This is a genomic window from Ectopseudomonas toyotomiensis, assembly GCF_017167985.1.
Taxonomy (GTDB): Bacteria; Pseudomonadota; Gammaproteobacteria; order Pseudomonadales; family Pseudomonadaceae; genus Aquipseudomonas; species Aquipseudomonas toyotomiensis.
On the sequence record NZ_CP070505.1, the window covers coordinates 4038740 to 4061684 of the forward strand.

A 22945-nucleotide genomic window follows, 5' to 3' on the forward strand; every position below is an offset into this window, starting at 1 on the left:
GGCGGTTCCTTGGCGACTGTCATTCGCGGGCTTGGCGACGCTCCAAAGCCTGCTTCTGCAGGATATGCCGAGCCAGCAACTGGCGCTGTGCGTCGGTCAACGCTTCGAACTCGGTGCCAATCTCGAATTGGCCATCCGCGCGCTGGCTGCAGTGCACCACCTGGCCACGCAGCAAGAGACCGAGCGCCTGCGGCATCAGCACCATCTTGATCGCCAGATGGCTGCCCGGCGCCACGGCCTGGGCGTTATTGAAGCTGATGCCGCCTTCGGACAGCGATACCTGGCGTGGCGCGCCGATGTCGCGCAGCAGGCTCTGTGCCACGGCCTGGCCGAGCAGGTCGATGCGCTTGTTGATCACCTTCAGGTAGTTGGCCAGGGTGCGGTCGCGCTCAGTGATATGGCGCAGCAGATGCTGGGATTCGAAGTCCATCAGGTGCAGGTCGCTGAGCAGGTTGAACAGCGGCGATGGATCGTGAAGCGCGTCGCTGGCATGGGCCTCGGCCCCCGACAGCAGGCTGAATTCCAGTGCGATCGTATCGTCGATACGATAGTATTCGCGGCGATCATCTACATCGTTAGTCGACATGGCGAACCCATGAAAGCGGTGGTGGTCGAAGACCCTGTTGAAAGTCTCGCGAACTGGATGCGTGCCAGGCAAGTGTCGCCGAACAAGCCTCGGTTACGAATGGTAAACGAGCATTGCTCGCTTCGCTCGCCCCTTCGGGGCCACACTGAAGCGCGCTGGCCATAAGCGGCTTTCCACGTGTCTTTAACGCAGCATGCCCGATACGCAGCAGACTTTGAGTTGCTTCTGAGTGTAAGGCTGCTGACCTGGCCCTGCCACAAGGACGTTTTTCTTTCCCCCGAATCTCTCCGACATGTTCAGACCTCTGTTCGTATTCATCGGTACGCGCTACACGCGGGCCAAGCGTCGCAACCACTTCGTCTCCTTCATTTCCCTGACGTCCATGCTCGGCCTCACCCTCGGGGTGATGGTCATGATCCTGGTGCTGTCGGTGATGAATGGTTTCGACCATGAAATGCGCACGCGGGTGTTGGGGATGATTCCCCACGCCACGGTCGAATCGCCGACCCCTGTCAGCGACTGGCCGGCATTGGCGCGACAAGTCGAGCGCCATCCACGCGTCGAGGCGCTGGCACCCTTCACTCAGATGCAGGGTCTGCTGACACATGACGGCAAGGTGCAGAAGGTGCTGATCAATGCCATCGACCCCGAGCAGGAACGCAAGGTGTCGATCATCGACGGTTTCTTCCAGCAGGGTAGTCTCGACAGCCTGCAGCCAGGTGATTTTGCCATGGTCATCGGCGACAAGGCGGCGGCCAAGCTGGGCCTGAAGTTGGGTGACAAGGTCACCTTCGTCGCGCCCGAGGTCACCGTGACCCCTGCCGGCATGTTCCCGCGTCTGAAGCGCTTTACCGTCACCGGCATCTTTCACGTCGGCGCTGGCGAGATCGACGGTGCACTGGCGCTGGCCAACATCAGTGACCTGGCGCGCCTACAGCGCTGGAAGCCGGATCAGGTACAGGGCCTGCGCCTGAAGTTCGATGATCTGTTCCAGGCGCCGCGCAGCGCCTGGGAGATCGCCCAGACCCTCGACGGCGATTTCTACGCCCGCGACTGGACTCGCACCCACGGCAACCTGTACCAGGCCATTCGCATGGAGAAGACCATGATCGGTCTGCTTCTGCTGCTGATCGTCGCGGTGGCCGCGTTCAATATCATTTCCACCCTGGTGATGGTGGTGACCGACAAGAAGGGCGACATCGCCATCCTGCGGACCCTCGGCGCCACGCCGCGACAGATCATGGCCATCTTCATGGTGCAGGGCACTGTGATCGGTGTGGTCGGCACCTTCATCGGCGCCGTGCTGGGGATTATCGCAGCGCTGAACATCAGCAGCCTGATCGCCGGCATCGAACGTCTGCTGGGCATCAAGTTTCTCAATGCCGATGTCTACTTCATCGATTACCTGCCCTCGCAACTGCAGAGCGCCGACGTGGTGATGGTCTGTACCGCGGCGTTGCTGCTGAGCTTCTTCGCCACCCTGTATCCAGCCTGGCGCGCTGCGCGTACCCAGCCGGCCGAGGCCCTGCGCTATGAGTGAGTCCATGAACCAGAACGCCATGAAACAGCACAATGCCGTGCTCAGCTGTCGCAACCTGAGCAAGCGTTACGACGAGGGCCCCGAGTCGGTGGTGGTGCTCGATGGCCTCGAGCTGGAACTCTTTCCCGGTGAACGTGTGGCCATCGTCGGCAGCTCCGGTTCCGGCAAGAGCACCCTGTTGAACATGCTCGGCGGCCTGGATACGCCCAGCGAGGGCAGCGTCTGGCTGGCCGGCGAGCAACTGTCGGCGCTGAGCGAGACCGCTCGAGGTCTGCTGCGCAACCGCGCGCTGGGCTTCGTCTACCAGTTTCACCACCTGCTGGCCGAGTTCACTGCGCTGGAGAACGTCTGCATGCCGCTGTTGATCGGCAAAACGTCGATCAGCGAGGCGCGCGAGCGTGCCACCAAGCTGCTCGAACGCGTAGGGCTTGGCCATCGCCTCAATCACAAGCCGTCAGAACTGTCTGGCGGCGAGCGTCAGCGTGTGGCGATTGCCCGTGCCCTGATCAACCGCCCGGGGCTGGTGCTGCTCGATGAACCCACCGGCAACCTCGACCAGCACACCGCTGAAGGCATTCAGGAACTGATGCGCGAACTCAGCCGCGACTCCAACACCGCGTTTCTGGTGGTGACCCACGACATGCAGCTGGCACGCCAGATGGATCGCGTGCTCAGCCTGCAGGACGGCAAACTGGTGACCCTCTGATGTTTCGTCCGCTAAGTATCTTCATCGGCGCTCGCTACACACGGGCCAAGCGCCGCAACCATTTCATTTCCTTCATTTCGCTGACCTCTATGATTGGTCTGGCGCTTGGCGTGCTGGCGATGATCGTGGTGCTGTCGGTGATGAACGGTTTCCAGAAGGAAATGAGCTCGCGCATTCTCGGCATGGTGCCGCATGCCATGCTCTACGGCGCCGAGCCGGTCGCCGACTGGCGCGCCCTGGCGGACAAGGCCATGGCCAATCCGCAGGTACAGGCCGCGGCGCCTTATGCCGAGCTGGAGGGCATGCTCTCGCATCGCGGACTGATGCAGCCGATCCAGATCCACGGCATCGACCCGGTGGAGGAGGGCAAGGTGTCGATCCTGCCCGAGCACATCCGTCAGGGCAGCCTGAACAATCTGCAGCCGGGTGAGTTTGGCGTGGTGATCGGTGATATCACCGCGCGTCGTTTCGGCCTGCAGGTGGGCGACAAGCTGACCCTGATCATCCCCGAGTTGAGCAGCGCGCCTGGTGGCGTCACGCCGCGCATGCAGCGTCTGAACGTGGCAGCGGTGTTCAAGGTCGGTGCCGAGCTGGACAGCTCACTGGCGCTGATCAACGTCGCCGATGCCGCTGCCATGCAGCGCCTGCCGGAAGGTACGGTGCCGGGTATTCGTCTGGCGCTGAAAGACCTCTATCAGGCGCCACAGGTATCCAAGGCACTGGTCGCCGAACTGGGCGCCGGTTACCGCGCCGATGACTGGACCCATACCCAGGGCAGCCTGTTCAGCGCGATGAAGATGGAAAAGACCATGATCGGTCTGCTGCTGCTGCTGATCGTCGCTGTGGCGGCGTTCAACATCATCGCCACGCTGATCATGGTGGTGGCCGACAAGGGCGGCGACATCGCCATTCTGCGTACTCTGGGCGCCACACCCCGGCAGATCATGGCGATTTTCATGGTGCAGGGTTCGGTCATCGGTCTGGTCGGTACGCTGATCGGCACGGTGCTGGGTGTGCTGGCGGCATTCAATGTCAGCGCGCTGGTGGCCTGGCTGGAGTCGTTTGCCGGTCAGCAGGTGATGAGCTCCGATGTGTATTTCATCAGCAGCCTGCCGTCTGATCTGCAGTGGCTGGACGTGGCGTTGATCTGTTCGGCGGCATTGATCCTGAGTTTCCTCGCCACGCTCTACCCCTCATGGCGGGCGGCGCAGGTGCAGCCGGCCGAAGCGCTGCGCTACGAGTAAGAATGAAAAAGCCGTCAACTTCGACGGCTTCTTCTTTTCAGTGGCGTTCCAGTCGGCGCTTTTCCTGACGCTTGCGCCAGCTACGCTGGACCCACCAGCGCCAGTAGAGCATGGTCAACACATAACCCAGTACGGCGAGAACCAGGCCGGACACGAAGGAGCCGAGGTACAGCGGTTTCCACAGGATGGCCACTTCAGCCGTGATCCATTCCAGGCTCAGCGTCTCCGGCATACGCACCGGCGGTGTTTGCATGATCCATGCGCCCATCTTGTAGGTGCAGTAGAAAATCGGTGGCATGGTGATGGGGTTGGTCAGCCACACCAGACCGATGGAGATTGGCAAGTTGGCGCGCATCGGGATGGCGACGGCGGCGGCGGCCAGCATCTGCATGGGCATGGGGATCATCGCCCAGAACAGGCCGATGGCCATGCCGCGGGCTACCGAATGGCGATTGAGATGCCAGAGATTGGGATCATGAATGAGTTTGCCGAGAAAGCGCAGGGACTTGTTACCCTTGATGCTGTCGGGGTTGGGCATGTAGCGCTTGAATAAACGACGCGGCATGAAGAGTCTCTGGGCAGGCAAAAGCGCCGATATTATGCACGGATTCAGCCTGGCCAGCGTTTCCATATTGTGACCAGAGGTGAGTGCTGGACGCGCTCGCCGTAGCTCGATGAGCAAGGAGAAACCATGCGAACAGGGATGTTGGCGCTGGCCCTGGGGCTATTGATGCTGCGCTTTCTACCGAGTTTGCCACCGGGTTGGCTGTTGCTGGTGGCGGTCGGTGCCGGCCTGGGGTTGCTATTCTCGCGCCTCTATCCGTTGGGGTTCTTACTGTTGGGGTTGGCCTGGGCCTGCAGTTCGGCGCAATCGGCACTGGATGACCGCCTCGATCCGCAACTCGATGGCCGCACCCTGTGGCTGGAGGGCCGCGTGGTTGGTCTGCCGGAGGTGTCCGACGGCGTGGTGCGCTTCCAGTTCGAAGAGGCGCACTCCCGACGTGCCGAGTTGCCGAAAAGGTTACGCCTGGCCTGGTATGGCGGGCCGCCGGTGCAGGGCGGCGAGCGCTGGCGGGTGGCGGTCAACCTGAAGCGTCCACATGGATTGGTCAATCCGCAGAGTTTCGACTATGAAGCCTGGCTGCTGGCCCAGCGCATTGGCGCTACGGGCACGATCAAGTCTGGCCAGCGGTTATCCGCCGCGACGGGCTTGGGGAGTTGGCGCGACGGTCTTCGTCAGCATCTGCTGGCGGCGCCGGCCTTTGAGCGAGAGGGCGCCATTGCCGCTCTGGTCCTGGGTGATGGCTCCGGCCTGAGCGCGAGCGACTGGCGCCTGCTGCAGCACACGGGCACGGTGCATCTGATGGTCATCTCCGGTCAGCATATCGCCCTGCTGGCCGGCTTTCTTTACGGACTGGTGGCGTTGCTGGCGAGAGTCGGCGCCTGGCCAAGGCGCTGGCCCTGGTTGCCTTGTGCCTGTGCGCTGGCCCTGAGTGGGGCTCTGGTCTACGGGATGTTGGCTGGTTTCGAGGTGCCGGTGCGCAGGGCCTGCGTGATGGTTGCGCTGGTGCTGCTCTGGCGCATGCGCTTTCGTCATCTGGGCGCCTGGTGGCCATTGTTGCTGGCCCTGCTCGTGGTGCTGCTACTCGAGCCATTGGCGTCCTTGCAACCTGGCTTCTGGCTATCGTTCTCGGCCGTGGCGATTCTCGCGTTGGTGTTCGGTGGCCGGCTTGGCGTCTGGGGTTGGTGGCGCGGGTTGACGCGTGCGCAGTGGACCATGGCCATTGGTCTGTTGCCGATGATGCTGATTCTCGGTTTGCCGGTCAGCAGTAGCGGGCCGCTGGCTAATCTGGTTGCCGTGCCCTGGGTGGGGCTGGTGGTCGTACCCCTGGCCTTGCTGGGCACTCTGCTGCTACCCGTTCCCATGGTTGGGGAGGGCCTGTTGTGGCTGGCCGGCGGTGCGCTGTATCTGTTGTTCGAACTGCTCAGCGTGATTGCTGCTTGGCTGCCTGCCTGGCTGCCCAGCAATCTGCCGCTCTGGGCCTGGCTACTGGCAGCGGCAGGCGCCTTGTTGCTCCTGCTGCCAGCTGGCGTACCCTTGCGTCTGCCCGGCCTCGCGCTGTTGTTGCCTGCCTTGTTGTTGCCCACACAGCACCTGGACGATGGCCGTGCCGATGTCTGGGTGCTGGACGTGGGGCAAGGGCTGGCGGTGCTGGTGCGTACCCGAGAACACAGCCTGCTGTACGACGCGGGGCCGCGCTTTGGCGATTTCGATACCGGGGAGCGTATCGTCCTGCCTTCCTTGCGGGCGATGAACCTCAGGCGGCTCGATCTGATGCTGCTCAGTCATGCGGATAACGATCACGCCGGCGGCGCAGCGGCGATCAGGGCCGGGATGCCGGTGGCCCGGGTCATCAGTGGCGAGCCGCAGCGTCTGGCCAGGACGCTTGGCGCTGAGGATTGCGAATCAGGACAGCGCTGGCAATGGAACGACGTGACGTTCAGGTTGTGGCAGTGGGACCAGGCCGTGTCCGGCAATCAGCGTTCTTGTGTCTTGCAGATCGAGGCGGCGGGTGAGCGCCTGTTGCTGACCGGTGATATCGATGTCCGCGCCGAACGCGCGCTGATGCAGGCCGACTTTCCCCTGGCGTCGCGGTGGCTACTGGCGCCCCATCACGGCAGTCGCACGTCATCCGGCCAGGCCTTTATCGATGCGGTCGGGGCGCAGCATGTGCTGATCACCCGCAGTCGCCACAATGCCTTTGGCCATCCACACCCGCAGGTATTGGCGCGCTATCAGGCGGCGGGTGTCGAGGTACATGACACGGCGCTCGACGGCGCTCTGCATTTGCGTCTGGGCGAACATGCTGCACCGCATGGGTTGCGACGCGAGCCACGTTTCTGGCGGGAAAAATGAGAACGGCGGCGGTCGGCGGGCGTTGCACCCTGTGCTAGAGTGGCGCCACTTTTTCGAGGGGGATTCTCTACCGTGTGGGAACTGGTCAAAGCTGGCGGCTGGATGATGCTGCCGATCATTCTCTGTTCCATCGCTGCTGCCGGCATCGTCGCCGAGCGCCTGTGGACCCTGCGGCCCGCCCGCGTCACCCCGGCCAATCTGCTGGCTCAGGTGTGGCGCTGGATCAAGGACAAGAAACTCAACAACCAGAAGCTCAAGGAGCTGCGTGAGGACTCGCCGCTGGGGCAGATTCTCGCCGCCGGCCTGGCCAACTCCAAGCATGGTCGCGAGATCATGAAGGAGTGCATCGAGGAGGCCGCTGCCCGCGTCATCCACGAGCTGGAACGCTACCTCAATGCCCTTGGCACCATTGCCGGCATCGCGCCGCTGCTCGGCCTGCTCGGCACCGTGCTGGGCATGATCGAGATCTTCAGCTCCTTCATGGGCTCGGGCATGGCCAACGCGCCGATGCTCGCCGGTGGTATCTCCAAGGCGTTGATCACTACAGCAGCCGGCCTGATGGTGGCGATCCCGGCACTGTTCTTCCACCGCTACCTGCAGCGTCGTGTCGACGAGCTGGTGGTCGGCATGGAGCAGGAAGCGATCAAGCTGGTGGAAATGGTCCAGGGTGATCGCGACGTCGACCTGGGTGAGGGCAAGGCGTGAAATTCCGGCGCAAACCGCGGGAGAACGTCGAGATCAACCTGGCTTCGTTGATCGACGTGGTATTCATCCTGCTGCTGTTCTTCGTGGTCACCACCACCTTCACCCGCGAGACCCAGCTCAAGGTCGACCTGCCCGAGGCAGCCAGTGGCACGCCGCCCGAGCAGACCGAACTGAAGCAGGTCGAGGTGCTGATCGGCGCCGATGGCGCCTACTCGGTCAATGGCAAGGCGCTGCTGGAAAGCAACCTGACTAACCTCATGGCGGCGCTGCAGAAGGAATCCGACGGTGACAACAGCCTGCCGTTGATCATCAGTGCCGACGGCAAGACCCCGCACCAGGCGGTGATCACCGCCATGGATGCGGCCGGCAAGCTGGGCTTCTCGCACCTGCGCATCACCACGGTGGAAGCACAGGAAAATCCTTAAGTGAGCGCTGCTGATCGCTTGCTCGAGGCCTGGTATCGCGGCCACCCGGCGCTGGCGCTGCTACGCCCGCTGGAGTGGCTGTACCGTCGCGTGGTGCAGAGCAAGCGCAGGCGTTTCCTGGCCGGCGAGGGTGATATCTACCGCGCCCCGGTACCGGTGCTGGTGGTGGGCAATATCACCGTGGGTGGCACGGGCAAGACGCCGCTGATCCTCTTTCTCATCGAACACTGCCGCGCTCGTGGCCTCAAGGTCGGCGTGGTCAGTCGTGGCTATGGCGCCACGCCGCCGAGCCTGCCGTGGCGGGTGCGAGCCGATCAATCGGCCGCACAGGCCGGCGACGAACCGCTGTTGATCGTCCAGCGTGCGGGCGTGCCCTTGATGATCGACCCGGATCGCAGTCGCGCCGTGCGTGCGCTGCTGGCCGAAGAACCACTGGATCTGATCCTCTGCGACGATGGCCTGCAGCACTACCGTCTGGCGCGTGACCTGGAGCTGGTGCTGATCGATGCCGCCCGTGGCCTGGGTAATCGCCGCTGCCTGCCGGCCGGGCCACTGCGTGAGCCGGTCGAGCGTCTCAGTGAGGTGGACGCCGTGCTGTTCAACGGTGCCGAGGCGGATCGCGCCGATGGCTACGCCTTTCGCCTGCAGCCGACCGCACTGGTCAATCTGGTCAGCGGTGAGCGCGTCGGCCTCGATCATCTGTCGCCCGGTCAGGCCGTGCATGCGGTGGCTGGCATCGGCAACCCGCAGCGTTTCTTCAATACCCTCGAAGCGCTAAACTGGCGGCCGGTTCCGCACCCCTTTGCCGACCATGCCCAGTACGATGCCGCCCAGCTCAGCTTCGAGCCGCCGCTGCCCCTGCTGATGACGGAAAAGGATGCGGTGAAATGCCGGGCCTTCGCCGCCACCGACTGGTGGTACCTGGCCGTCGACGCCGTGCCCACGCCGGCTTTCGTCGACTGGCTGGATGGAGAGCTGGCCCGCCTCATACCGGGGTCCTGATGACCCCAGCAAGGATTCCACCATGGACCTTAAACTGCTCGACATTCTCGCCTGCCCGATCTGCAAGGGCCCGCTGCAGCTCTCCGAAGACAAGACCGAACTGATCAGCAAGGGCGCTGGCGTGGCCTACCCGATCCGCGACGGCATTCCGGTAATGCTGGAAAGCGAAGCGCGCACCCTGACCACCGACGAGCGTCTGGACAAGTAAATGAGCGCAGCCTTCACCGTCGTCATTCCCGCCCGCTACGCCTCCACCCGCCTGCCTGGCAAGCCGCTGCAGGACATCGCTGGCAAGCCCATGGTGCAGCATGTCTGGGAGCAGGCGAAGAAGAGTTCGGCCAGCCGCGTGGTGATCGCCACCGACGATGCGCGCATCGTCGAGGCATGTAAGGCTTTCGGCGCCGAGGTGCTGCTGACCCGCGAGGATCACAACTCCGGCACCGACCGCCTGGCCGAAGTGGCTACCCAGCTCGGCCTGCCGGCCGATGCCATTGTGGTCAACGTGCAGGGTGACGAGCCGCTGATTCCCCCATCGATCATCGATCAGGTGGCGGCCAACCTGGCGGCCAACCCGCAGGCAGGCATCGCCACCCTGGCCGAGCCCATCGAGGACGTCACCGCGCTGTTCAACCCCAATGTGGTCAAGGTGGTCGCCGACAAGAATGGCCTGGCCCTGACCTTCAGCCGCGCGCCGCTGGCCTGGGCGCGAGACGCCTTTGCCAAGAGTCGCGATGTGCTACCTGCCGGCGTGCCTTATCGCCGTCATATCGGCATCTACGCCTACCGCGCGGGCTTCCTGCATGACTTCGTCGCCTGGGGCCCGTGCTGGCTGGAAGACACCGAGTGCCTGGAGCAACTGCGCGCGCTGTATCACGGCGTGCGTATCCATGTCGCCGATGCCCTCGAAGCGCCGGCCGCCGGTGTGGATACCGCCGAAGACCTGGAGCGGGTGCGCCACCTGTTGGGGGCCTGATGAAGGTTCTGTTCGTCTGCCTGGGCAACATCTGTCGTTCGCCCACGGCCGAGGGCGTGTTTCGCCACAAGCTGCGCGCGGCTGGTCTTGATGATCGGGTGTTAGTGGATTCCGCCGGCACCGGCGACTGGCATGTGGGCAAGGCGCCGGACAGTCGCACGCGCCAGGCTGCGCTGCGCCGTGGCTATGATCTGTCCGCGCAGCGTGCGCGCCAGGTCGAGGCCGCCGATTTCCAGCGCTTCGACCTGATCCTGGCCATGGACCAGAGCAACCTGCGCAACCTCAAGGTGCTGCGCCCGGCTGACGCACGTGCCGATCTGGATCTGTACTTGCGTCGGTATGAACTGGCACTGGATGAGGTGCCCGATCCCTACTACGGCGGCGAGGATGGCTTCGAGCAGGTGCTGGACCTGATCGAACAGGCCAGTGACGCGTTGCTGATCGAGATCAGGGGACGCCTGTGAGTCTGAATCTGCAGAGCGACGTGTCGCTCAAGGCCTTCAACAGCTTTGGTGTCGATGTGCATGCACGGCGTTTCGCCGAAGCCCACGATGATGACGATGTGCGCGAGGCGCTGAACCTGGCAAATCAGCAGGGCTTGCCGCTGCTGGTGATCGGCGGTGGCAGCAACCTGCTGCTGACCCGCGATGTCGAGGCGCTGGTGCTGCGCATGGCCAGCCGTGGTATTCGTATCCTCGAGGACGACGGCGAGCAGGTGCTGGTGGAGGCCGAAGCTGGTGAGCCCTGGCATCCCTTCGTGCAATGGAGTCTGGCGCAGGGCCTCAATGGCCTGGAAAACCTCAGTCTGATTCCCGGCACCGTCGGCGCTGCGCCGATGCAGAACATCGGCGCCTATGGTGTGGAGATCAAGGATCTGTTCGCCGGCCTGACCGCTCTGGATCGGCACACCGGCGAGCTGCGCGACTTCGCGCTGGAAGAATGCGCCTTCGCCTACCGCGACAGTCTGTTCAAGCGCGAAGCCGGGCGCTGGTTGATCCTGCGCGTGCGCTTTCGTCTGAGCCGTCTGGCTTCGCTGCGTCTGGATTACGGTCCGGTGCGTCAGCGCCTGGCTGAGATGGGCATCGAGGCACCGACTGCAAGCGATGTCAGCCGGGCGATCTGCGCCATTCGCAGCGAAAAGCTGCCAGATCCCGCCGAGCTGGGTAACGCCGGCAGCTTCTTCAAGAATCCGGTGGTGCCATTCGAACTGGCCGAGCGTATTCGCGCCGAGCATGCCGATCTGGTCAGCTATCCGGCTGGAGCTGGCCTGGCCAAGCTGGCCGCCGGTTGGCTGATCGAGCGGGCAGGGTGGAAGGGCGCGCGTGAGGGCGATGCCGGCGTGCATCGTTTGCAGGCGCTGGTGCTGGTCAACTACGGCAACGCCACGGGTGCGCAGCTGCTGCGGCTGGCGCAGCGTATCCAGGCCGATATCCTGGCGCGTTTTGGCGTAACGCTGGAAATCGAACCCAACGTGCTTTGATCTGTGGGGCGGACGTGAACCGGTGAATGCCGCTCCCGGATTGCATCCGGGCTACCAGTGACGGAAATGAAAAAGGGGATGCCTAGGCATCCCCTTTTTTTTGTTACCGCAGAAGGATCAAGCCTGAGGCTTGACCTCCTCCTTGTCGGCTTGAGTTTCTTCTTCCGGCTGCGCTTGCTCTACCGCTTCGCTCACGCTTTGCTCGCTGACGACAGAGGTGGCTTCGGCCTCAGCGACCGGCTCGACTACAGGAGCTGTTTCGACTAAAGCGGCTTCGGCTTCTGCCGGGGCGCTTGCTTCAGCGACCGGAGCGGCGTCGACTACTGGGGCAGCTTCTACAGCCGGGGCTGCAGCGGCGGCCTGTGCAGCTTCGCGCGCCAGGCGCTCAGCTTCACGCTGACGACGACGCACTTCGCGCGGGTCGTTCGGCGCACGGCCAGTGGTATTGGCCGGAATCGGTGCGGCAGCAGGTGCTTGTTCGACCGGTGCCGGAGCAGGCTCCTGGGCAATTTCGACAGTCGGCTCAGCTTGAGCGACCGGTTCGGCAACTGGCGCTTCAACGGCAGCAGGGGTTTCGACTGCGGCCGGTTCTGCCTCAACTGCTTTCTCTGCGACCGGAGCGGCTTCGACCACTTCACTCACAGCAGCCTCGGCTTGCGCCTCGACCGGTTGAACAGCTGGTGCTTCTTCAACCTGAACAGACGGTGCTTCGACGGCCGGGGCTTTGCTGACCGGAGCCTCGCTGGCAATGGCTTCGCTGCTGTCGACGCTTTCTGCAACCACGGCGGCGGCAGTAGCCACGGCAACCGGGGTGACGGCCTGGGCGTCGTTACCGGCAGCTTCGCTGTTCTCGGCGCTCTCGATCAGGTTGCCATCGGCATCACGCTGACGTTCGCGACGATTGCTGCGACGACGTTGACCGCGGGAACGGCGACGTGGACGCTCGCCATCGTTGCTGTCCTGCTCATCGTCCTGCATCTGCTCTTCGTTCGGCAGTGCTTCGTCCTGCAGGGCCTCGGTTTGCTCGGTACGCGGCTGACGCTCTTCACGCGGTTGACGCTGACGCTCCTGACGTTCACCGCGCGGCTGGCGCTCGGCACGCTCTTCGCGTTGCTCGTTACCAGCATCGGCATCGAGTGGTTCACGCAGTTCACGCACGCGCTCTTCACGCGGGGCACGCTCTTCGCGCGGCTTGCGCTCACGGCGATTTTCCTGACCTTCGCGCGGCTCGCGTGGGGCGCGCTCTTCACGTGGTTGACGCTCTTCGCGAGGTTGGCGTTCTTCACGCGGTTCACGGGCCTGACGCTCTTCACGCGGGGCGCGCTCTTCGCGAGGCTTGCGCTCCTCGTCGCGGCGACCGCCACGGTTACGGCTCTGCTGACGACCGTTGCGGCGCTCTTCGCGCGGCGGACGCTCGTTGCTCTTCTTCTCGACTACTGCGGGCTGGGCTTCTTCTTCCTTGCCGGCGAACAGGCTGACCAGAGACTTCACCAGGCCCTTGAACAGGCTCGGCTCAGGCGCTTTGGTCGGAGTCAGCGGTGCTTGAGGCTCGGCAGCGACCGGGGCACTGCTGCGCGGTGCGGCCTTGATCGCGGCTTCCTGGCGAACCAGGGTGCGCGTGGCGGCGGCCGGCTGGGCGGCGGTTTCTTCGGTTTCCGCAGTGGCGGCGATTTCGTAGCTGGTCTGGCCGCTCAGGGCTTCCGGGCTGTCGTCACGCAGACGCTGCACTTCGAAATGCGGGGTTTCCAGGTGATCGTTCGGCAGGATCACGATACGCGCACGGGTGCGCAGTTCGATCTTGGTGATCGAGTTGCGCTTCTCGTTGAGCAGGAAGGCGGCGACCGGGATCGGTACCTGAGCGCGGACTTCGGCGGTGCGATCCTTCAGCGCTTCTTCTTCGATCAGGCGCAGGATGGCCAGCGACAGGGATTCGACGTCACGGATGATACCTTGGCCGTTGCAGCGTGGGCAGACGATGCCGCTGGTCTCGCCGAGGGACGGACGCAGGCGCTGACGGGACATTTCCAGCAGGCCGAAGCGCGAGATGCGGCCGACCTGAACGCGGGCGCGGTCGGCTTCCAGGGCTTCACGCACCTTCTCTTCGACGGCGCGCTGGTTCTTGGCCGGGGTCATGTCGATGAAATCGATGACGATCAGACCGCCGATGTCGCGCAGACGCAGCTGGCGGGCGATTTCTTCGGCCGCTTCCAGGTTGGTCTGCAGCGCGGTTTCCTCGATGTCGCTGCCCTTGGTGGCGCGCGCCGAGTTGATGTCGATGGAAACCAGGGCCTCGGTTGGGTCGATGACGATGGAACCACCGGACGGCAGCTTCACTTCACGCTGGAAGGCGGTTTCGATCTGGCTTTCGATCTGGAAGCGGTTGAACAGCGGCACGCTGTCTTCATACAGCTTGATCTTGCTGGCGTACTGCGGCATCACCTGCTGGATGAAGGAGAGGGCTTCTTCTTGGGCTTCGACGCTGTCGACCAGCACTTCGCCGATATCCTGGCGCAGGTAGTCGCGGATGGCGCGGATGATGACATTGGATTCCTGATAGATCAGGAACGGGGCAGGGCGGCTGGTGGAGGCTTCTTTAATGGCGCTCCACAGTTGCAGCAGGTAGTCGAGGTCCCACTGCATTTCTTCGCTGGAGCGGCCCAGGCCGGCAGTGCGCACGATCAGGCCCATGTCGGCCGGAGCGTTGAGGCCATTCAGCGCTTCACGCAGTTCGTTGCGCTCTTCACCTTCGATGCGGCGGCTGATGCCGCCGGCACGCGGGTTGTTCGGCATCAGCACCAGGTAACGACCGGCCAGGCTGATGAAGGTGGTCAGGGCTGCGCCCTTGTTGCCGCGCTCTTCTTTCTCGACCTGGACGATGACTTCCTGGCCTTCCTTGAGCACGTCCTTGATGTTGACGCGGCCGCCTTCAGGGGCTTTGGAGAAGTATTCGCGGGAGATTTCTTTAAGGGGGAGGAAGCCGTGGCGTTCGGAGCCGAAGTCGACGAAAGCGGCTTCGAGGCTGGGTTCAACGCGGGTGATGCGGCCTTTGTAGATGTTGGCCTTTTTTTGTTCACGGGCGCCGGACTCGATGTCCAGGTCGTAGAGTTTTTGGCCATCTACCAGGGCAACACGCAACTCTTCAGGCTGAGTCGCGTTAATTAGCATTCTTTTCATGTGGTACCAATGGGTTCCGGGGCTAGCGGAAGCCACGTTAGGCACACACGACTCTCAGGGTCGGTGTCAGGCGCGTCAGAAACGGTCGTAAATCGTTCCACTGTCTAGCGACGGTCAGCCATTATCAGGCCGCGGTCGCGACGGACGTCTCCTGCTTGCTGTGGTGACAGAAAGCACTCAGTCAGGAAGAGGAATCAACTGGCGGTAGCGGACGAGATGAGGCGTCTTTGATCAAGCGATATGCTACGCAGTCCGACAGTTGTACATCTCCACCCTACACGTATCGCTGAAAATCGGGTGCCGCGCGCGGATTCCGCAGCGGTTGTCAGTTACCGCGACCGCCCGGTGGGCGAATCGCGCATCATACTCAAGGCTTTATTTCCGAAGTCTTCGTGGCCTTTTGCGGCCTTTCTAACCTGAAGAATCCGTCGGACGGCCTCACGTCCAAATACGTTTGCGCGGGCAGGGGATGGCAAGTTTGGCATTCATCCGCAAGCCAGGCCGCTTTTGGCGGCGTTCGCGACTATAGCAGCAATGATTAAGTGCTTCAATTCCATAAAAAATTGTTATGATTGCGCGATGACTACTCCTGCCTCTCCAACCTCCGGCGTTCAGCTGATCGAGGTTGCACCGGAACTCGCCGGCCAACGCATCGACAACTTCCTCAGGACACAGCTCAAGGGCGTGCCCAAGACCCTGATTTACCGCATTCTGCGCAAGGGCGAAGTGCGCGTGAACAAGGGGCGGATCAAGCCCGAGTACAAGCTCCAGGCTGGTGACGTGGTGCGCGTGCCGCCGCTGCGCTTGGCCGAGCGCGATGAGCCCGAGCCGCTGGCGCAGGGGCTGCTGCAGCGCCTAGAAGCCGCCATCGTTTATGAGGACAAGGCGCTGATCGTGTTGAACAAGCCAGCCGGTATCGCCGTGCATGGTGGCAGCGGCTTGAATTACGGGGTGATCGAGGCGTTTCGCCAGTTGCGTCCCGATGCCAAGGATCTGGAGCTGGTGCACCGCCTCGATCGTGATACGTCCGGCCTGCTGATGATCGCCAAGAAGCGCAGCATGCTGCGCCATCTGCATGAGGCATTGCGCGGCGATGGCGTGGACAAGCGCTACATGGCGCTGGTGTGCGGCCACTGGGCGACCGCCAAGAAGCAGATCGCCGCGCCGCTGCTGAAAAGCAACCTGCGCTCCGGCGAGCGTATGGTCGAGGTGAATCCCGAGGGCAAGGAGGCGCTCACGGTATTTCGCGTGCTGCGCCGTTTCGGTGAGTTCGCCACGCTGGTCGAAGCCAGGCCGATCACTGGTCGTACCCATCAGATTCGTGTGCACGCCCAATACGCGGGTCATGGTATCGCTGGTGACAGCAAATACGGCGACGACGACTTCTCCCGCGAGATTCGCGAGCTGGGCGGCAAGCGGCTGTTCCTGCATGCCTACGAGTTGCACGTGCCGCTGCTCGATGGCGGCGTGCTGAAGCTCGAGGCGCCGGTGGATGAGATGTGGGCGAAGACCCTGGAGCGTCTGAGTGCCTGATTATCAGCTACTGATTTTCGATTGGGACGGCACTCTGGTGGATTCCATCGGCCGTATCGTCGAGGCCATGCACCGTGCTGCCGATGTGGCGTGCGTTCCGCGCTGCACCGATGTCGCGGTGCGCGGGATCATTGGTCTGGAGCTGGGTGTGGCGATTCGCACGCTTTACCCGGAACTCGATGAGCCGCTGCGAATCGAAACCATCCGGCGTGCCTACAGCGAGCAGTATCTGGCGCTGGAAACCGAGCCGTCGCCACTGTTCGGGGGGGTGCGCGAGTCGCTCGAGGTCTTTCGTGATCAGGGTTATCGTCTTGCCGTGGCCACCGGCAAGGGGCGAAAGGGGTTGCATCGGGTGCTGGCTGACAAGGGTTGGCTGGATTACTTCGATATCACCCGTTGCGCCGACGAGACGGCAAGCAAGCCCGATCCGCTGATGCTGCATGAGATTCTTGCGCATTGCCGGGTGCAGCCCGAGCGCGCGCTGATGGTGGGGGATTCGACCTTCGATCTGCTGATGGCGCGCAATGCCGGGATGGATGCCGTGGCGGTAGGTTTCGGTGCGCAGCCGTTGTCGGTGCTGCGCGAGTGCTCGCCGCGTTTGGCGATCAATGAATTCAATGAGCTGCGTGCATGGCTGGAAGGCCGTCATGCGCAGCGTCCTGCAGAGGTGAGTGAGCATGTCGGATGAGTGGAAGTCATCGTCTTCGTCGGGCGAGGATGCCAAAAGCTGGAAGTTGCTGGAAAAGGCACTGCTTTCCAGTGTTCAGGAGCAGCGTCGCTCGCGTCGCTGGGGCATCTTTTTCAAGCTGCTGACCTTTATCTATCTGTTCGGTGCGCTGGCGCTGGTGCTGCCGGTGCTCGACCTGAAAAAAGCCTCAACCACTGAGGCGCATACCGCGCTGATCGAAATTCGCGGCATGATCGCTGACCGTGAAGAGGCCAGTGCCGACAAGGTGGTGGGCAGTCTGCGTGCTGCCTTCGAAGACACCAATACCAAAGGTGTGATCCTGCGCATCAATAGCCCGGGCGGCAGTCCGGTGCAGTCTGGCTACATCTATGACGAGATCCGTCGTTTGCGCGGCGAATATCCGCAGACCAAGGTCTATGCGGTGATCAGTGATCTGGGTGCCTCCGGTGCCTACTACATCGCCAGTGCGGCTGATGAGATCTATGCCGACAAAGCCAGCTTGGTCGGCTCCATCGGTGTCACGGCAGCCAGTTTCGGCTTCGTCGAAACCATGGAGAAGCTTGGTGTGGAGCGCCGGGTTTATACCTCGGGCGAGCACAAGGCATTTCTCGATCCGTTCCAGCCACAGAAAGAAGAGGAAACCCGCTTCTGGAAAGGGGTGCTGGACACCACGCATCGCCAGTTCATCGAAAGCGTGAAGAAGGGGCGTGGTGAGCGTCTCAAGGCGGACGAGCATCCCGAACTGTTCTCGGGCTTGGTCTGGTCGGGTGAGCAGGCGCTGCAGTTGGGTTTGGTCGATGCGCTGGGTAGTGCCAGTTATGTGGCGCGCGAGGTGATTGGTCAGAAAGAGATGGTCGACTTCACTCAGCGTGATACGCCATTTGATCGCTTCGCCAAGCGACTGGGTACCAGTGTGGCGGATCGCATCGCGTTGTGGATGGGCTTCCAGGGGCCGACGCTGCGCTGACAGGTAAAGGGAGGGCCCGCTGAGCGGGCCTTCTTCATTGAGGGCTCAGAGGGTGTTTACAAGATAGGCGAACGAAGGCAAGACAAGGCGAAAATGATCGAGAAAGCGGAGTTTACGTGCTGTAAATGAGCATTTCGAGATCGTTTTCAACGCAGTATTGCCAAGTGCAGCCATTTTGTAGACGCCCTCTCAAGGAATCTCGACGCCTTCGTTCAGTAGCATGTCCACCAGGCGAATCAGCGGCAGGCCGATCAGGCTGGTGGCGTCCTCTCCTTCGGTGCTGCGAAACAGGCTGATGCCCAGGCCTTCCGATTTGAAGCTGCCGGCGCAGTCGAACGGCTGTTCGCGCTGCAGGTAGCGCAGGATTTGCTCATCGCTGAGTTGGCGAAAGTGCACGGTGAAGGGCACGCATTCGACCTGGCATTTGCCGGTGTTCGAGTTGAGGAGTGCCAGGCCGGTGAGGAAGGTGACGCTGCTGCCGCTGGCGGCGCGCAGCTGTTGCTGGGCTCTCGGCAGGTTGTGGGGCTTGCCGAGTATTTGTCCATCGCCGAGTACGGCGACCTGGTCCGAGCCGATGATCAGGTGGTCAGGATGGCTGGCGGCGAGGGCGTGGGCCTTTTCTTCGGCCAGGCGCTTGACCAGGTCGATGGCTGCTTCACTCTCGCGGCGGCTTTCATCGATGCTCGGTGACTGCCAGGTAAAGGCCAGTTGCAGGCGTTCGAGCAGCTCGCGGCGATAGGGTGAGCTGGAGGCGAGCAGCAGCGCGGGCATGTTCTCTTCCTTTATATAGATGAGCGAGGAATTCTACTGATCGACACCATTCGAAGACAGGCCGAATTTCCTTTGACATGGGCAGGGTGCATCCCTAGAATGCTGCGCCTATGTTGAATGGGCCGATTCCACCTCACGTTGATCCGCGCAAGCTAGCCGACCGCGAAGCTACCCTCGAAGGGCAGCTCGAACTGGCCAGCCTGCCGCGTCTCTGCGACCCGCTTGCCGATACGGCGGGTGTGGTGCAGGCGAAGTTTCATTTCGCCCGTGACGAGCAGAAAACCGTGGTTATCCGCAGTGAGCTCGAGGTTGAGGTCAAAATGGTCTGCCAGCGTTGTCTGGAGCTGGTCGCGCTACCCATACGCAGCGAATGTGAATACGCCGTGGTTCGGGTTGGAGCGAACACTCAGTCCTTGCCGAAGGGCTACGACGTGCTGGAAGTGGGCGAAGAGCCGCTGGAGCTGCTTGGTCTGGTCGAGGAAGAGTTGCTTCTCGCCTTGCCCATCGTTCCTGCTCATGCCCCAGGTGATTGCCAGCAGCCGGACGGTCTCGATGAGCCCGAGCCGGGCGAGGACGAGGTATCGCGGTCCAACCCGTTCAGTGTATTGGCGCAGTTAAAGCGTGACCCAAACGTTTAGGAGTTAATGAGTTATGGCTGTTCAGCAGAACAAAAAATCCCGTTCCGCCCGCGACATGCGTCGTTCGCACGACGCCCTCGAGGCCAGCACCCTGTCCGTAGAGAAGAGCACCGGTGAAGTTCACCTGCGCCACCACGTTTCTCCGGAAGGCGTGTACCGCGGTCGCAAAGTGATCGACAAGGGCGCTGACGAGTAATCCTTGTCTGCCTCGATCATCGCGATTGATGCAATGGGTGGGGACTTCGGTCCCCACTGCATTGTTCCGGCCTGCATTTCTGCGCTGGCCGAGTTCCCCTCGTTGCACCTGGCCCTCGTCGGCCAAGCTCCCCTCATCGAAGAACAGCTCGCTCGCCAGTCCGGCGTCGATCGCTCGCGCCTGCAGGTTCATCACGCCAGTGAAGTGATCGCCATGGACGAACGTCCGGCTCAGGCGCTGCGCGGCAAGCCCGATGCCTCGATGCGCGTGGCGTTGGAGCTGGTGCGTCAGCGCCAGGCGCATGCCTGCGTCAGTGCCGGCAATACCGGAGCGCTGATGGCGCTGTCGCGTTACGTGCTGAAGACGCTGCCGGGTATCGATCGGCCGGCCATGGTCAGCCCGATTCCCACCGAGCGCGGTCACTGCTACCTGCTGGATCTGGGCGCCAATGTCGATTGCAGTGCCGAGCACCTCTATCAGTTCGCGATCATGGGCGCTGTGGCGGCCGAGACGCTGGGCGTGTCTCGGCCGCGGGTCGCCTTGCTCAATGTCGGTACCGAAGACATCAAGGGCAATCAGCAGGTCAAGCTGGCGGCCAATATGCTGCAGCAGGCGCATGGGCTGAACTTCATCGGCTACATAGAGGGTGACGGCATGTATCGCGGTGAAGCCGATGTCGTGGTGTGCGACGGTTTTGTTGGCAATATCCTGCTCAAATCCAGCGAAGGCCTGGCCAAGATGATCACGGGGCGGGTCGAGACGCTGTTCAGCGATGGGTTGTTCGCCCAGGCGATAGGTGCCCTGGCGATGCCGTTGCTGCGACGCCTGAAGGCTGATCTGGCGCCGGCACGGCACAATGGTGCGAGCTTTCTCGGGCTGCAGGGCATCGTGGTCAAGAGTCATGGTGCGGCTGGTCAGGAAAGCTTTCAGAGTGCCATTCGCTGTGCGCTGCGCGAGGTGCAGGAGAATTTGCCGCAGCGACTGCATGGTCGCCTCGAGGACTTGTTGCTGTAAACTCGTCACGTTTTCAGGGCATGGGCTGTGGCGGAATGTGACCGCGGCACGCAGCCTGTCATCCAACTGTCAGTTTGCTGCGCCAGGCTCGCCTGGCGTTGGTTTTTCGACTCAAGGGACCTATTCATGTCTGCATCCCTCGCATTCGTCTTCCCCGGTCAAGGCTCGCAAGCCCTGAGCATGCTTGCCGACCATGGTGCCCAGCAGAAGCTGGTGCTCGATACTTTCGGCGAAGCTTCCGAAACGCTCGGCTACGACCTCTGGGCGCTGACCCAGCAAGGCCCGGAAGAACAGCTGAACCAGACCGACAAGACCCAGCCGGCCATTCTTACGGCTTCCATCGCGCTGTGGCGTCTTTGGCAGGCAGAGGGTGGTGCCAAGCCGGCTTTCGTTGCCGGTCACAGCTTGGGTGAGTATTCCGCGCTGGTCGCCGCTGGCAGCATCGCTTTTGTCGATGCCGTGAAGCTGGTAGAGCGTCGTGGTCAATTGATGCAGCAGGCTGTGCCGGCCGGGCAGGGCGGCATGGCCGCCATCCTCGGTCTGGAGGATGCCGACGTACTGGCCGCCTGCGCCGAAGCAGCGCAGGGCGATGTGGTCAGTGCGGTGAATTTCAATGCGCCTGGCCAGGTGGTGATCGCCGGTAGCGCTGCTGCTGTCGAGCGCGCCATCGAGGCATGCAAGGCCCGTGGCGCCAAGCGCGCCATGGCGCTGCCGGTCAGCGTACCGTCGCATTGCGCGCTGATGAAACCGGCCGCCGAGCGTTTCGCCGAGTCGGTGGAAGCGCTGAGCTGGCAGGCACCGCAAATCCCGCTGGTGCAGAACGTCAGTGCCGCCGTGGTGTCCGATCTGGCCACCCTGAAGGCTGATCTGCTGGCGCAGCTGTACAGCCCGGTACGCTGGGTCGAGTCGATGGTGCGTCTGTCCGAACAGGGCGTGACCGATCTGATCGAATGCGGCCCTGGCAAGGTGCTGAGCGGCCTGAACAAGCGCTGCGTCAAAGGCATCAATACTCACAACCTGGATACCCCGGATGCTTTTGCTGCCGCTCGCGCAGCCCTGGCTTGAGCAAGGAGAACGAACATGAGTCTGCAAGGTAAAGTCGCACTGGTCACCGGCGCCAGCCGTGGTATCGGTCAGGCAATCGCTCTGGAACTGGGTCGTCAGGGCGCCATCGTCATCGGCACTGCGACCAGCGCCTCGGGTGCCGAGCGTATCGCCGAAACCCTCAAGGCCAATGGCGTCGAAGGCGCCGGTCTGGTGCTCGACGTGAGCAACGACGAATCGGTTGCCACCACCCTTGAACACATCCAGCAACATCTTGGTCAGCCGTTGATCCTGGTCAATAACGCCGGTATCACCCGTGACAATCTGATGCTGCGCATGAAGGACGACGAGTGGCATGACGTCATCAACACCAACCTGAACAGCCTCTACCGTCTGTCCAAGGCCGTGCTGCGCGGCATGACCAAGGCGCGTTTCGGGCGCATCATCAACATCGGCTCCGTGGTCGGTGCGATGGGCAATGCCGGTCAGGTCAACTACGCTGCAGCCAAGGCTGGTCTGGAAGGTTTCAGCCGCGCGCTGGCGCGTGAAGTCGGTTCGCGCGGTATCACGGTCAACTCGGTGGCCCCAGGTTTCATCGACACCGACATGACCCGTGAGCTGCCGGAAGGCCAGCGCGACGCGCTGCTGACGCAGATTCCGCTGGGCCGTTTGGGGCAGGCCGAAGAGATCGCCAAGGTAGTCGGTTTCCTGGCTTCCGATGGCGCAGGCTATGTCACTGGGGCTACTATCCCGGTGAACGGCGGTATGTACATGAGCTAAAAAGGGCGCCTCCGAATGCCCGGAGGCTCTCGAATGTGACGCGAGCCATCAGAAAACTGTCATAGTGGCTGTCTAAAATCCGTTATAAAGCTGCAACAGGTTTATAGACAGATCGTTGAAGTGTTCCTGGGGGCTCCCCGGCATTCAGCTTGAAATGCTAAAAACCCTTTCTATACACTTGGCCGCTACCAGCTGCCTGGATTTGTCCAATAGGAGTGAAAACAAGGTATGAGCACCATCGAAGAACGCGTCAAGAAAATCGTTGCTGAGCAACTTGGCGTCAAGGAAGAGGAAGTAACCAACAGCGCTTCCTTCGTCGAAGACCTGGGTGCCGACTCTCTTGACACCGTTGAGCTGGTGATGGCTCTCGAGGAAGAATTCGAGACCGAGATCCCGGACGAGCAAGCTGAGAAAATCACCACCGTTCAAGAAGCTATCGACTACGTGACTGCCCACGCGCAATAAGTCACCGTCAGCTTTCTGATCGAGAAAAGCCGCACTGCCCTCATCAGGCGTGCGGTTTTTCTTTACGTGCAGGGCGCATGTGGCGCCTGAGTAGAAC

Annotated in this window: 24 protein-coding genes; 20 read left to right on the top strand and 4 right to left on the bottom strand. The window is 62.4% G+C overall.

The annotated features are described in order from the left end of the window. Window positions 1–19: 19 nt before the first annotated feature. Window positions 20–586: a PilZ domain-containing protein gene (locus JWV26_RS18690; RefSeq protein ID WP_021488566.1), complete on the bottom strand. Its 567-nt coding sequence runs from the start codon at window positions 584–586 to the stop codon at window positions 20–22. Between the two features lie 292 nt (window positions 587–878). Between JWV26_RS18690 and JWV26_RS18695 the strand changes: the two genes are divergently transcribed. Genes JWV26_RS18695 through JWV26_RS18705 form a run of 3 tightly spaced genes read left to right on the top strand, consistent with a single transcriptional unit; the run spans window position 879 to window position 4076 of the window. After that, window positions 879–2126 (top strand): lipoprotein-releasing ABC transporter permease subunit, encoded by a 1248-nt coding sequence (locus JWV26_RS18695; protein ID WP_206417537.1) that lies wholly within the window; start codon window positions 879–881, stop codon window positions 2124–2126. A 4-nt stretch (window positions 2127–2130) separates the two neighbouring features. Beyond that, entirely contained in the window at window positions 2131–2832 is a 702-nt protein-coding gene (gene lolD, locus JWV26_RS18700; protein ID WP_206417538.1) for a lipoprotein-releasing ABC transporter ATP-binding protein LolD, read from the top strand. Further along, window positions 2832–4076 carry a lipoprotein-releasing ABC transporter permease subunit gene (locus JWV26_RS18705; RefSeq protein WP_206417539.1) on the top strand — a complete coding sequence of 415 codons (1245 nt, stop codon included), beginning with the start codon at window positions 2832–2834 and terminating at the stop codon, window positions 4074–4076. The genes lolD and JWV26_RS18705 overlap by 1 nt, the downstream gene beginning before the upstream one ends. A 37-nt stretch (window positions 4077–4113) precedes the next feature. Here JWV26_RS18705 and JWV26_RS18710 read toward each other — a convergent pair whose 3' ends face one another. Then, entirely contained in the window at window positions 4114–4641 is a 528-nt protein-coding gene (locus JWV26_RS18710; RefSeq protein WP_074913968.1) for a DUF2062 domain-containing protein, read from the bottom strand. 126 nt (window positions 4642–4767) lie between these two features. Here JWV26_RS18710 and JWV26_RS18715 point away from each other — a divergent pair, with 126 nt between their 5' ends. The 8 genes from JWV26_RS18715 to murB all read left to right on the top strand — a co-directional run bounded on the left by JWV26_RS18715 (window position 4768) and on the right by murB (window position 11578). After that, window positions 4768–6993 carry a DNA internalization-related competence protein ComEC/Rec2 gene (locus JWV26_RS18715; RefSeq protein ID WP_241201230.1) on the top strand — a complete coding sequence of 742 codons (2226 nt, stop codon included), beginning with the start codon at window positions 4768–4770 and terminating at the stop codon, window positions 6991–6993. A 72-nt stretch (window positions 6994–7065) separates the two neighbouring features. Continuing rightward, on the top strand, window positions 7066–7698 hold the full coding sequence (locus tag JWV26_RS18720) for a MotA/TolQ/ExbB proton channel family protein (RefSeq protein ID WP_017677620.1): 633 nt from the start codon (window positions 7066–7068) through the stop codon (window positions 7696–7698). Beyond that, the gene (locus tag JWV26_RS18725) at window positions 7695–8123 is read left to right on the top strand and encodes an ExbD/TolR family protein (RefSeq protein ID WP_074913972.1); all 429 of its coding nucleotides are present in this window, start codon (window positions 7695–7697) and stop codon (window positions 8121–8123) included. Before JWV26_RS18720 ends, JWV26_RS18725 begins: the two co-directional genes overlap by 4 nt. Further along, window positions 8124–9125 carry a tetraacyldisaccharide 4'-kinase gene (lpxK, locus tag JWV26_RS18730; protein WP_206417540.1) on the top strand — a complete coding sequence of 334 codons (1002 nt, stop codon included), beginning with the start codon at window positions 8124–8126 and terminating at the stop codon, window positions 9123–9125. Between the two features lie 22 nt (window positions 9126–9147). Next, on the top strand, window positions 9148–9333 hold the full coding sequence (locus tag JWV26_RS18735; protein ID WP_003245207.1) for a Trm112 family protein: 186 nt from the start codon (window positions 9148–9150) through the stop codon (window positions 9331–9333). Then, complete coding sequence (kdsB, locus tag JWV26_RS18740; protein ID WP_206417541.1) at window positions 9334–10098, top strand: 3-deoxy-manno-octulosonate cytidylyltransferase; 765 nt, start codon at window positions 9334–9336, stop codon at window positions 10096–10098. Beyond that, on the top strand, window positions 10098–10562 hold the full coding sequence (locus tag JWV26_RS18745; protein WP_072425933.1) for a low molecular weight protein-tyrosine-phosphatase: 465 nt from the start codon (window positions 10098–10100) through the stop codon (window positions 10560–10562). Before kdsB ends, JWV26_RS18745 begins: the two co-directional genes overlap by 1 nt. Next, window positions 10559–11578 (top strand): UDP-N-acetylmuramate dehydrogenase, encoded by a 1020-nt coding sequence (gene murB, locus JWV26_RS18750; protein ID WP_074913978.1) that lies wholly within the window; start codon window positions 10559–10561, stop codon window positions 11576–11578. Before JWV26_RS18745 ends, murB begins: the two co-directional genes overlap by 4 nt. 117 nt (window positions 11579–11695) lie before the next feature. On the opposite strand, the gene rne is transcribed toward murB, so the two are convergent. Beyond that, on the bottom strand, window positions 11696–14752 hold the full coding sequence (gene rne, locus JWV26_RS18755) for a ribonuclease E (RefSeq protein ID WP_206417542.1): 3057 nt from the start codon (window positions 14750–14752) through the stop codon (window positions 11696–11698). Window positions 14753–15331: 579 nt separating this feature from the next. Between rne and rluC the strand changes: the two genes are divergently transcribed. The 3 genes from rluC to sppA are packed head-to-tail and all read left to right on the top strand — an operon-like array spanning window position 15332 to window position 17940. After that, window positions 15332–16285, top strand: a complete 954-nt coding sequence (rluC, locus tag JWV26_RS18760) for a 23S rRNA pseudouridine(955/2504/2580) synthase RluC (RefSeq protein WP_206417543.1) — start codon at window positions 15332–15334, stop codon at window positions 16283–16285. Then, window positions 16278–16973: an HAD-IA family hydrolase gene (locus JWV26_RS18765; protein WP_196456050.1), complete on the top strand. Its 696-nt coding sequence runs from the start codon at window positions 16278–16280 to the stop codon at window positions 16971–16973. Before rluC ends, JWV26_RS18765 begins: the two co-directional genes overlap by 8 nt. Continuing rightward, window positions 16963–17940 (top strand): signal peptide peptidase SppA, encoded by a 978-nt coding sequence (gene sppA / locus JWV26_RS18770; RefSeq protein WP_072425929.1) that lies wholly within the window; start codon window positions 16963–16965, stop codon window positions 17938–17940. The genes JWV26_RS18765 and sppA overlap by 11 nt, the downstream gene beginning before the upstream one ends. A gap of 189 nt (window positions 17941–18129) precedes the next feature. Here the strand turns inward: sppA and JWV26_RS18775 are convergent, their stop codons facing one another. After that, complete coding sequence (locus JWV26_RS18775) at window positions 18130–18711, bottom strand: Maf family protein (protein WP_074913983.1); 582 nt, start codon at window positions 18709–18711, stop codon at window positions 18130–18132. Window positions 18712–18821: 110 nt separating this feature from the next. Here JWV26_RS18775 and JWV26_RS18780 point away from each other — a divergent pair, with 110 nt between their 5' ends. The 6 genes from JWV26_RS18780 (at window position 18822) to acpP (ending at window position 22848) form a co-directional block, all read left to right on the top strand. After that, window positions 18822–19349, top strand: coding sequence for a YceD family protein (locus JWV26_RS18780; protein WP_037000303.1), 528 nt, complete (start codon window positions 18822–18824; stop codon window positions 19347–19349). Window positions 19350–19362: 13 nt separating this feature from the next. Continuing rightward, window positions 19363–19545, top strand: coding sequence for a 50S ribosomal protein L32 (gene rpmF / locus JWV26_RS18785; RefSeq protein ID WP_003245185.1), 183 nt, complete (start codon window positions 19363–19365; stop codon window positions 19543–19545). Between the two features lie 3 nt (window positions 19546–19548). After that, window positions 19549–20559, top strand: a complete 1011-nt coding sequence (plsX, locus tag JWV26_RS18790; protein WP_074855961.1) for a phosphate acyltransferase PlsX — start codon at window positions 19549–19551, stop codon at window positions 20557–20559. Window positions 20560–20685: 126 nt separating this feature from the next. Further along, the gene (gene fabD / locus JWV26_RS18795) at window positions 20686–21624 is read left to right on the top strand and encodes an ACP S-malonyltransferase (protein WP_093049402.1); all 939 of its coding nucleotides are present in this window, start codon (window positions 20686–20688) and stop codon (window positions 21622–21624) included. A gap of 15 nt (window positions 21625–21639) precedes the next feature. Then, window positions 21640–22383, top strand: coding sequence for a 3-oxoacyl-ACP reductase FabG (gene fabG / locus JWV26_RS18800; protein WP_003245179.1), 744 nt, complete (start codon window positions 21640–21642; stop codon window positions 22381–22383). Window positions 22384–22611: 228 nt separating this feature from the next. After that, complete coding sequence (gene acpP, locus JWV26_RS18805; protein ID WP_003245177.1) at window positions 22612–22848, top strand: acyl carrier protein; 237 nt, start codon at window positions 22612–22614, stop codon at window positions 22846–22848. Window positions 22849–22945: the final 97 nt, after the last annotated feature.

Excerpts from the sequence above, each read along its gene's own strand:
- JWV26_RS18690 (WP_021488566.1), bottom strand. The coding sequence starts at position 586 with ATGTCGACTAACGATGTAGATGATCGCCGCGAATACTATCGTATCGAC.
- JWV26_RS18695 (WP_206417537.1), top strand. The coding sequence starts at position 879 with ATGTTCAGACCTCTGTTCGTATTCATCGGTACGCGCTACACGCGGGCC.
- lolD (WP_206417538.1), top strand. The coding sequence starts at position 2,131 with ATGAACCAGAACGCCATGAAACAGCACAATGCCGTGCTCAGCTGTCGC.
- JWV26_RS18705 (WP_206417539.1), top strand. The coding sequence starts at position 2,832 with ATGTTTCGTCCGCTAAGTATCTTCATCGGCGCTCGCTACACACGGGCC.
- JWV26_RS18710 (WP_074913968.1), bottom strand. The coding sequence starts at position 4,641 with ATGCCGCGTCGTTTATTCAAGCGCTACATGCCCAACCCCGACAGCATC.
- JWV26_RS18715 (WP_241201230.1), top strand. The coding sequence starts at position 4,768 with ATGCGAACAGGGATGTTGGCGCTGGCCCTGGGGCTATTGATGCTGCGC.
- JWV26_RS18735 (WP_003245207.1), top strand. The coding sequence starts at position 9,148 with ATGGACCTTAAACTGCTCGACATTCTCGCCTGCCCGATCTGCAAGGGC.
- kdsB (WP_206417541.1), top strand. The coding sequence starts at position 9,334 with ATGAGCGCAGCCTTCACCGTCGTCATTCCCGCCCGCTACGCCTCCACC.
- JWV26_RS18745 (WP_072425933.1), top strand. The coding sequence starts at position 10,098 with ATGAAGGTTCTGTTCGTCTGCCTGGGCAACATCTGTCGTTCGCCCACG.
- rne (WP_206417542.1), bottom strand. The coding sequence starts at position 14,752 with ATGAAAAGAATGCTAATTAACGCGACTCAGCCTGAAGAGTTGCGTGTT.
- rluC (WP_206417543.1), top strand. The coding sequence starts at position 15,332 with ATGACTACTCCTGCCTCTCCAACCTCCGGCGTTCAGCTGATCGAGGTT.
- sppA (WP_072425929.1), top strand. The coding sequence starts at position 16,963 with ATGTCGGATGAGTGGAAGTCATCGTCTTCGTCGGGCGAGGATGCCAAA.
- JWV26_RS18775 (WP_074913983.1), bottom strand. The coding sequence starts at position 18,711 with ATGCCCGCGCTGCTGCTCGCCTCCAGCTCACCCTATCGCCGCGAGCTG.
- JWV26_RS18780 (WP_037000303.1), top strand. The coding sequence starts at position 18,822 with ATGTTGAATGGGCCGATTCCACCTCACGTTGATCCGCGCAAGCTAGCC.
- rpmF (WP_003245185.1), top strand. The coding sequence starts at position 19,363 with ATGGCTGTTCAGCAGAACAAAAAATCCCGTTCCGCCCGCGACATGCGT.
- fabD (WP_093049402.1), top strand. The coding sequence starts at position 20,686 with ATGTCTGCATCCCTCGCATTCGTCTTCCCCGGTCAAGGCTCGCAAGCC.
- fabG (WP_003245179.1), top strand. The coding sequence starts at position 21,640 with ATGAGTCTGCAAGGTAAAGTCGCACTGGTCACCGGCGCCAGCCGTGGT.
- acpP (WP_003245177.1), top strand. The coding sequence starts at position 22,612 with ATGAGCACCATCGAAGAACGCGTCAAGAAAATCGTTGCTGAGCAACTT.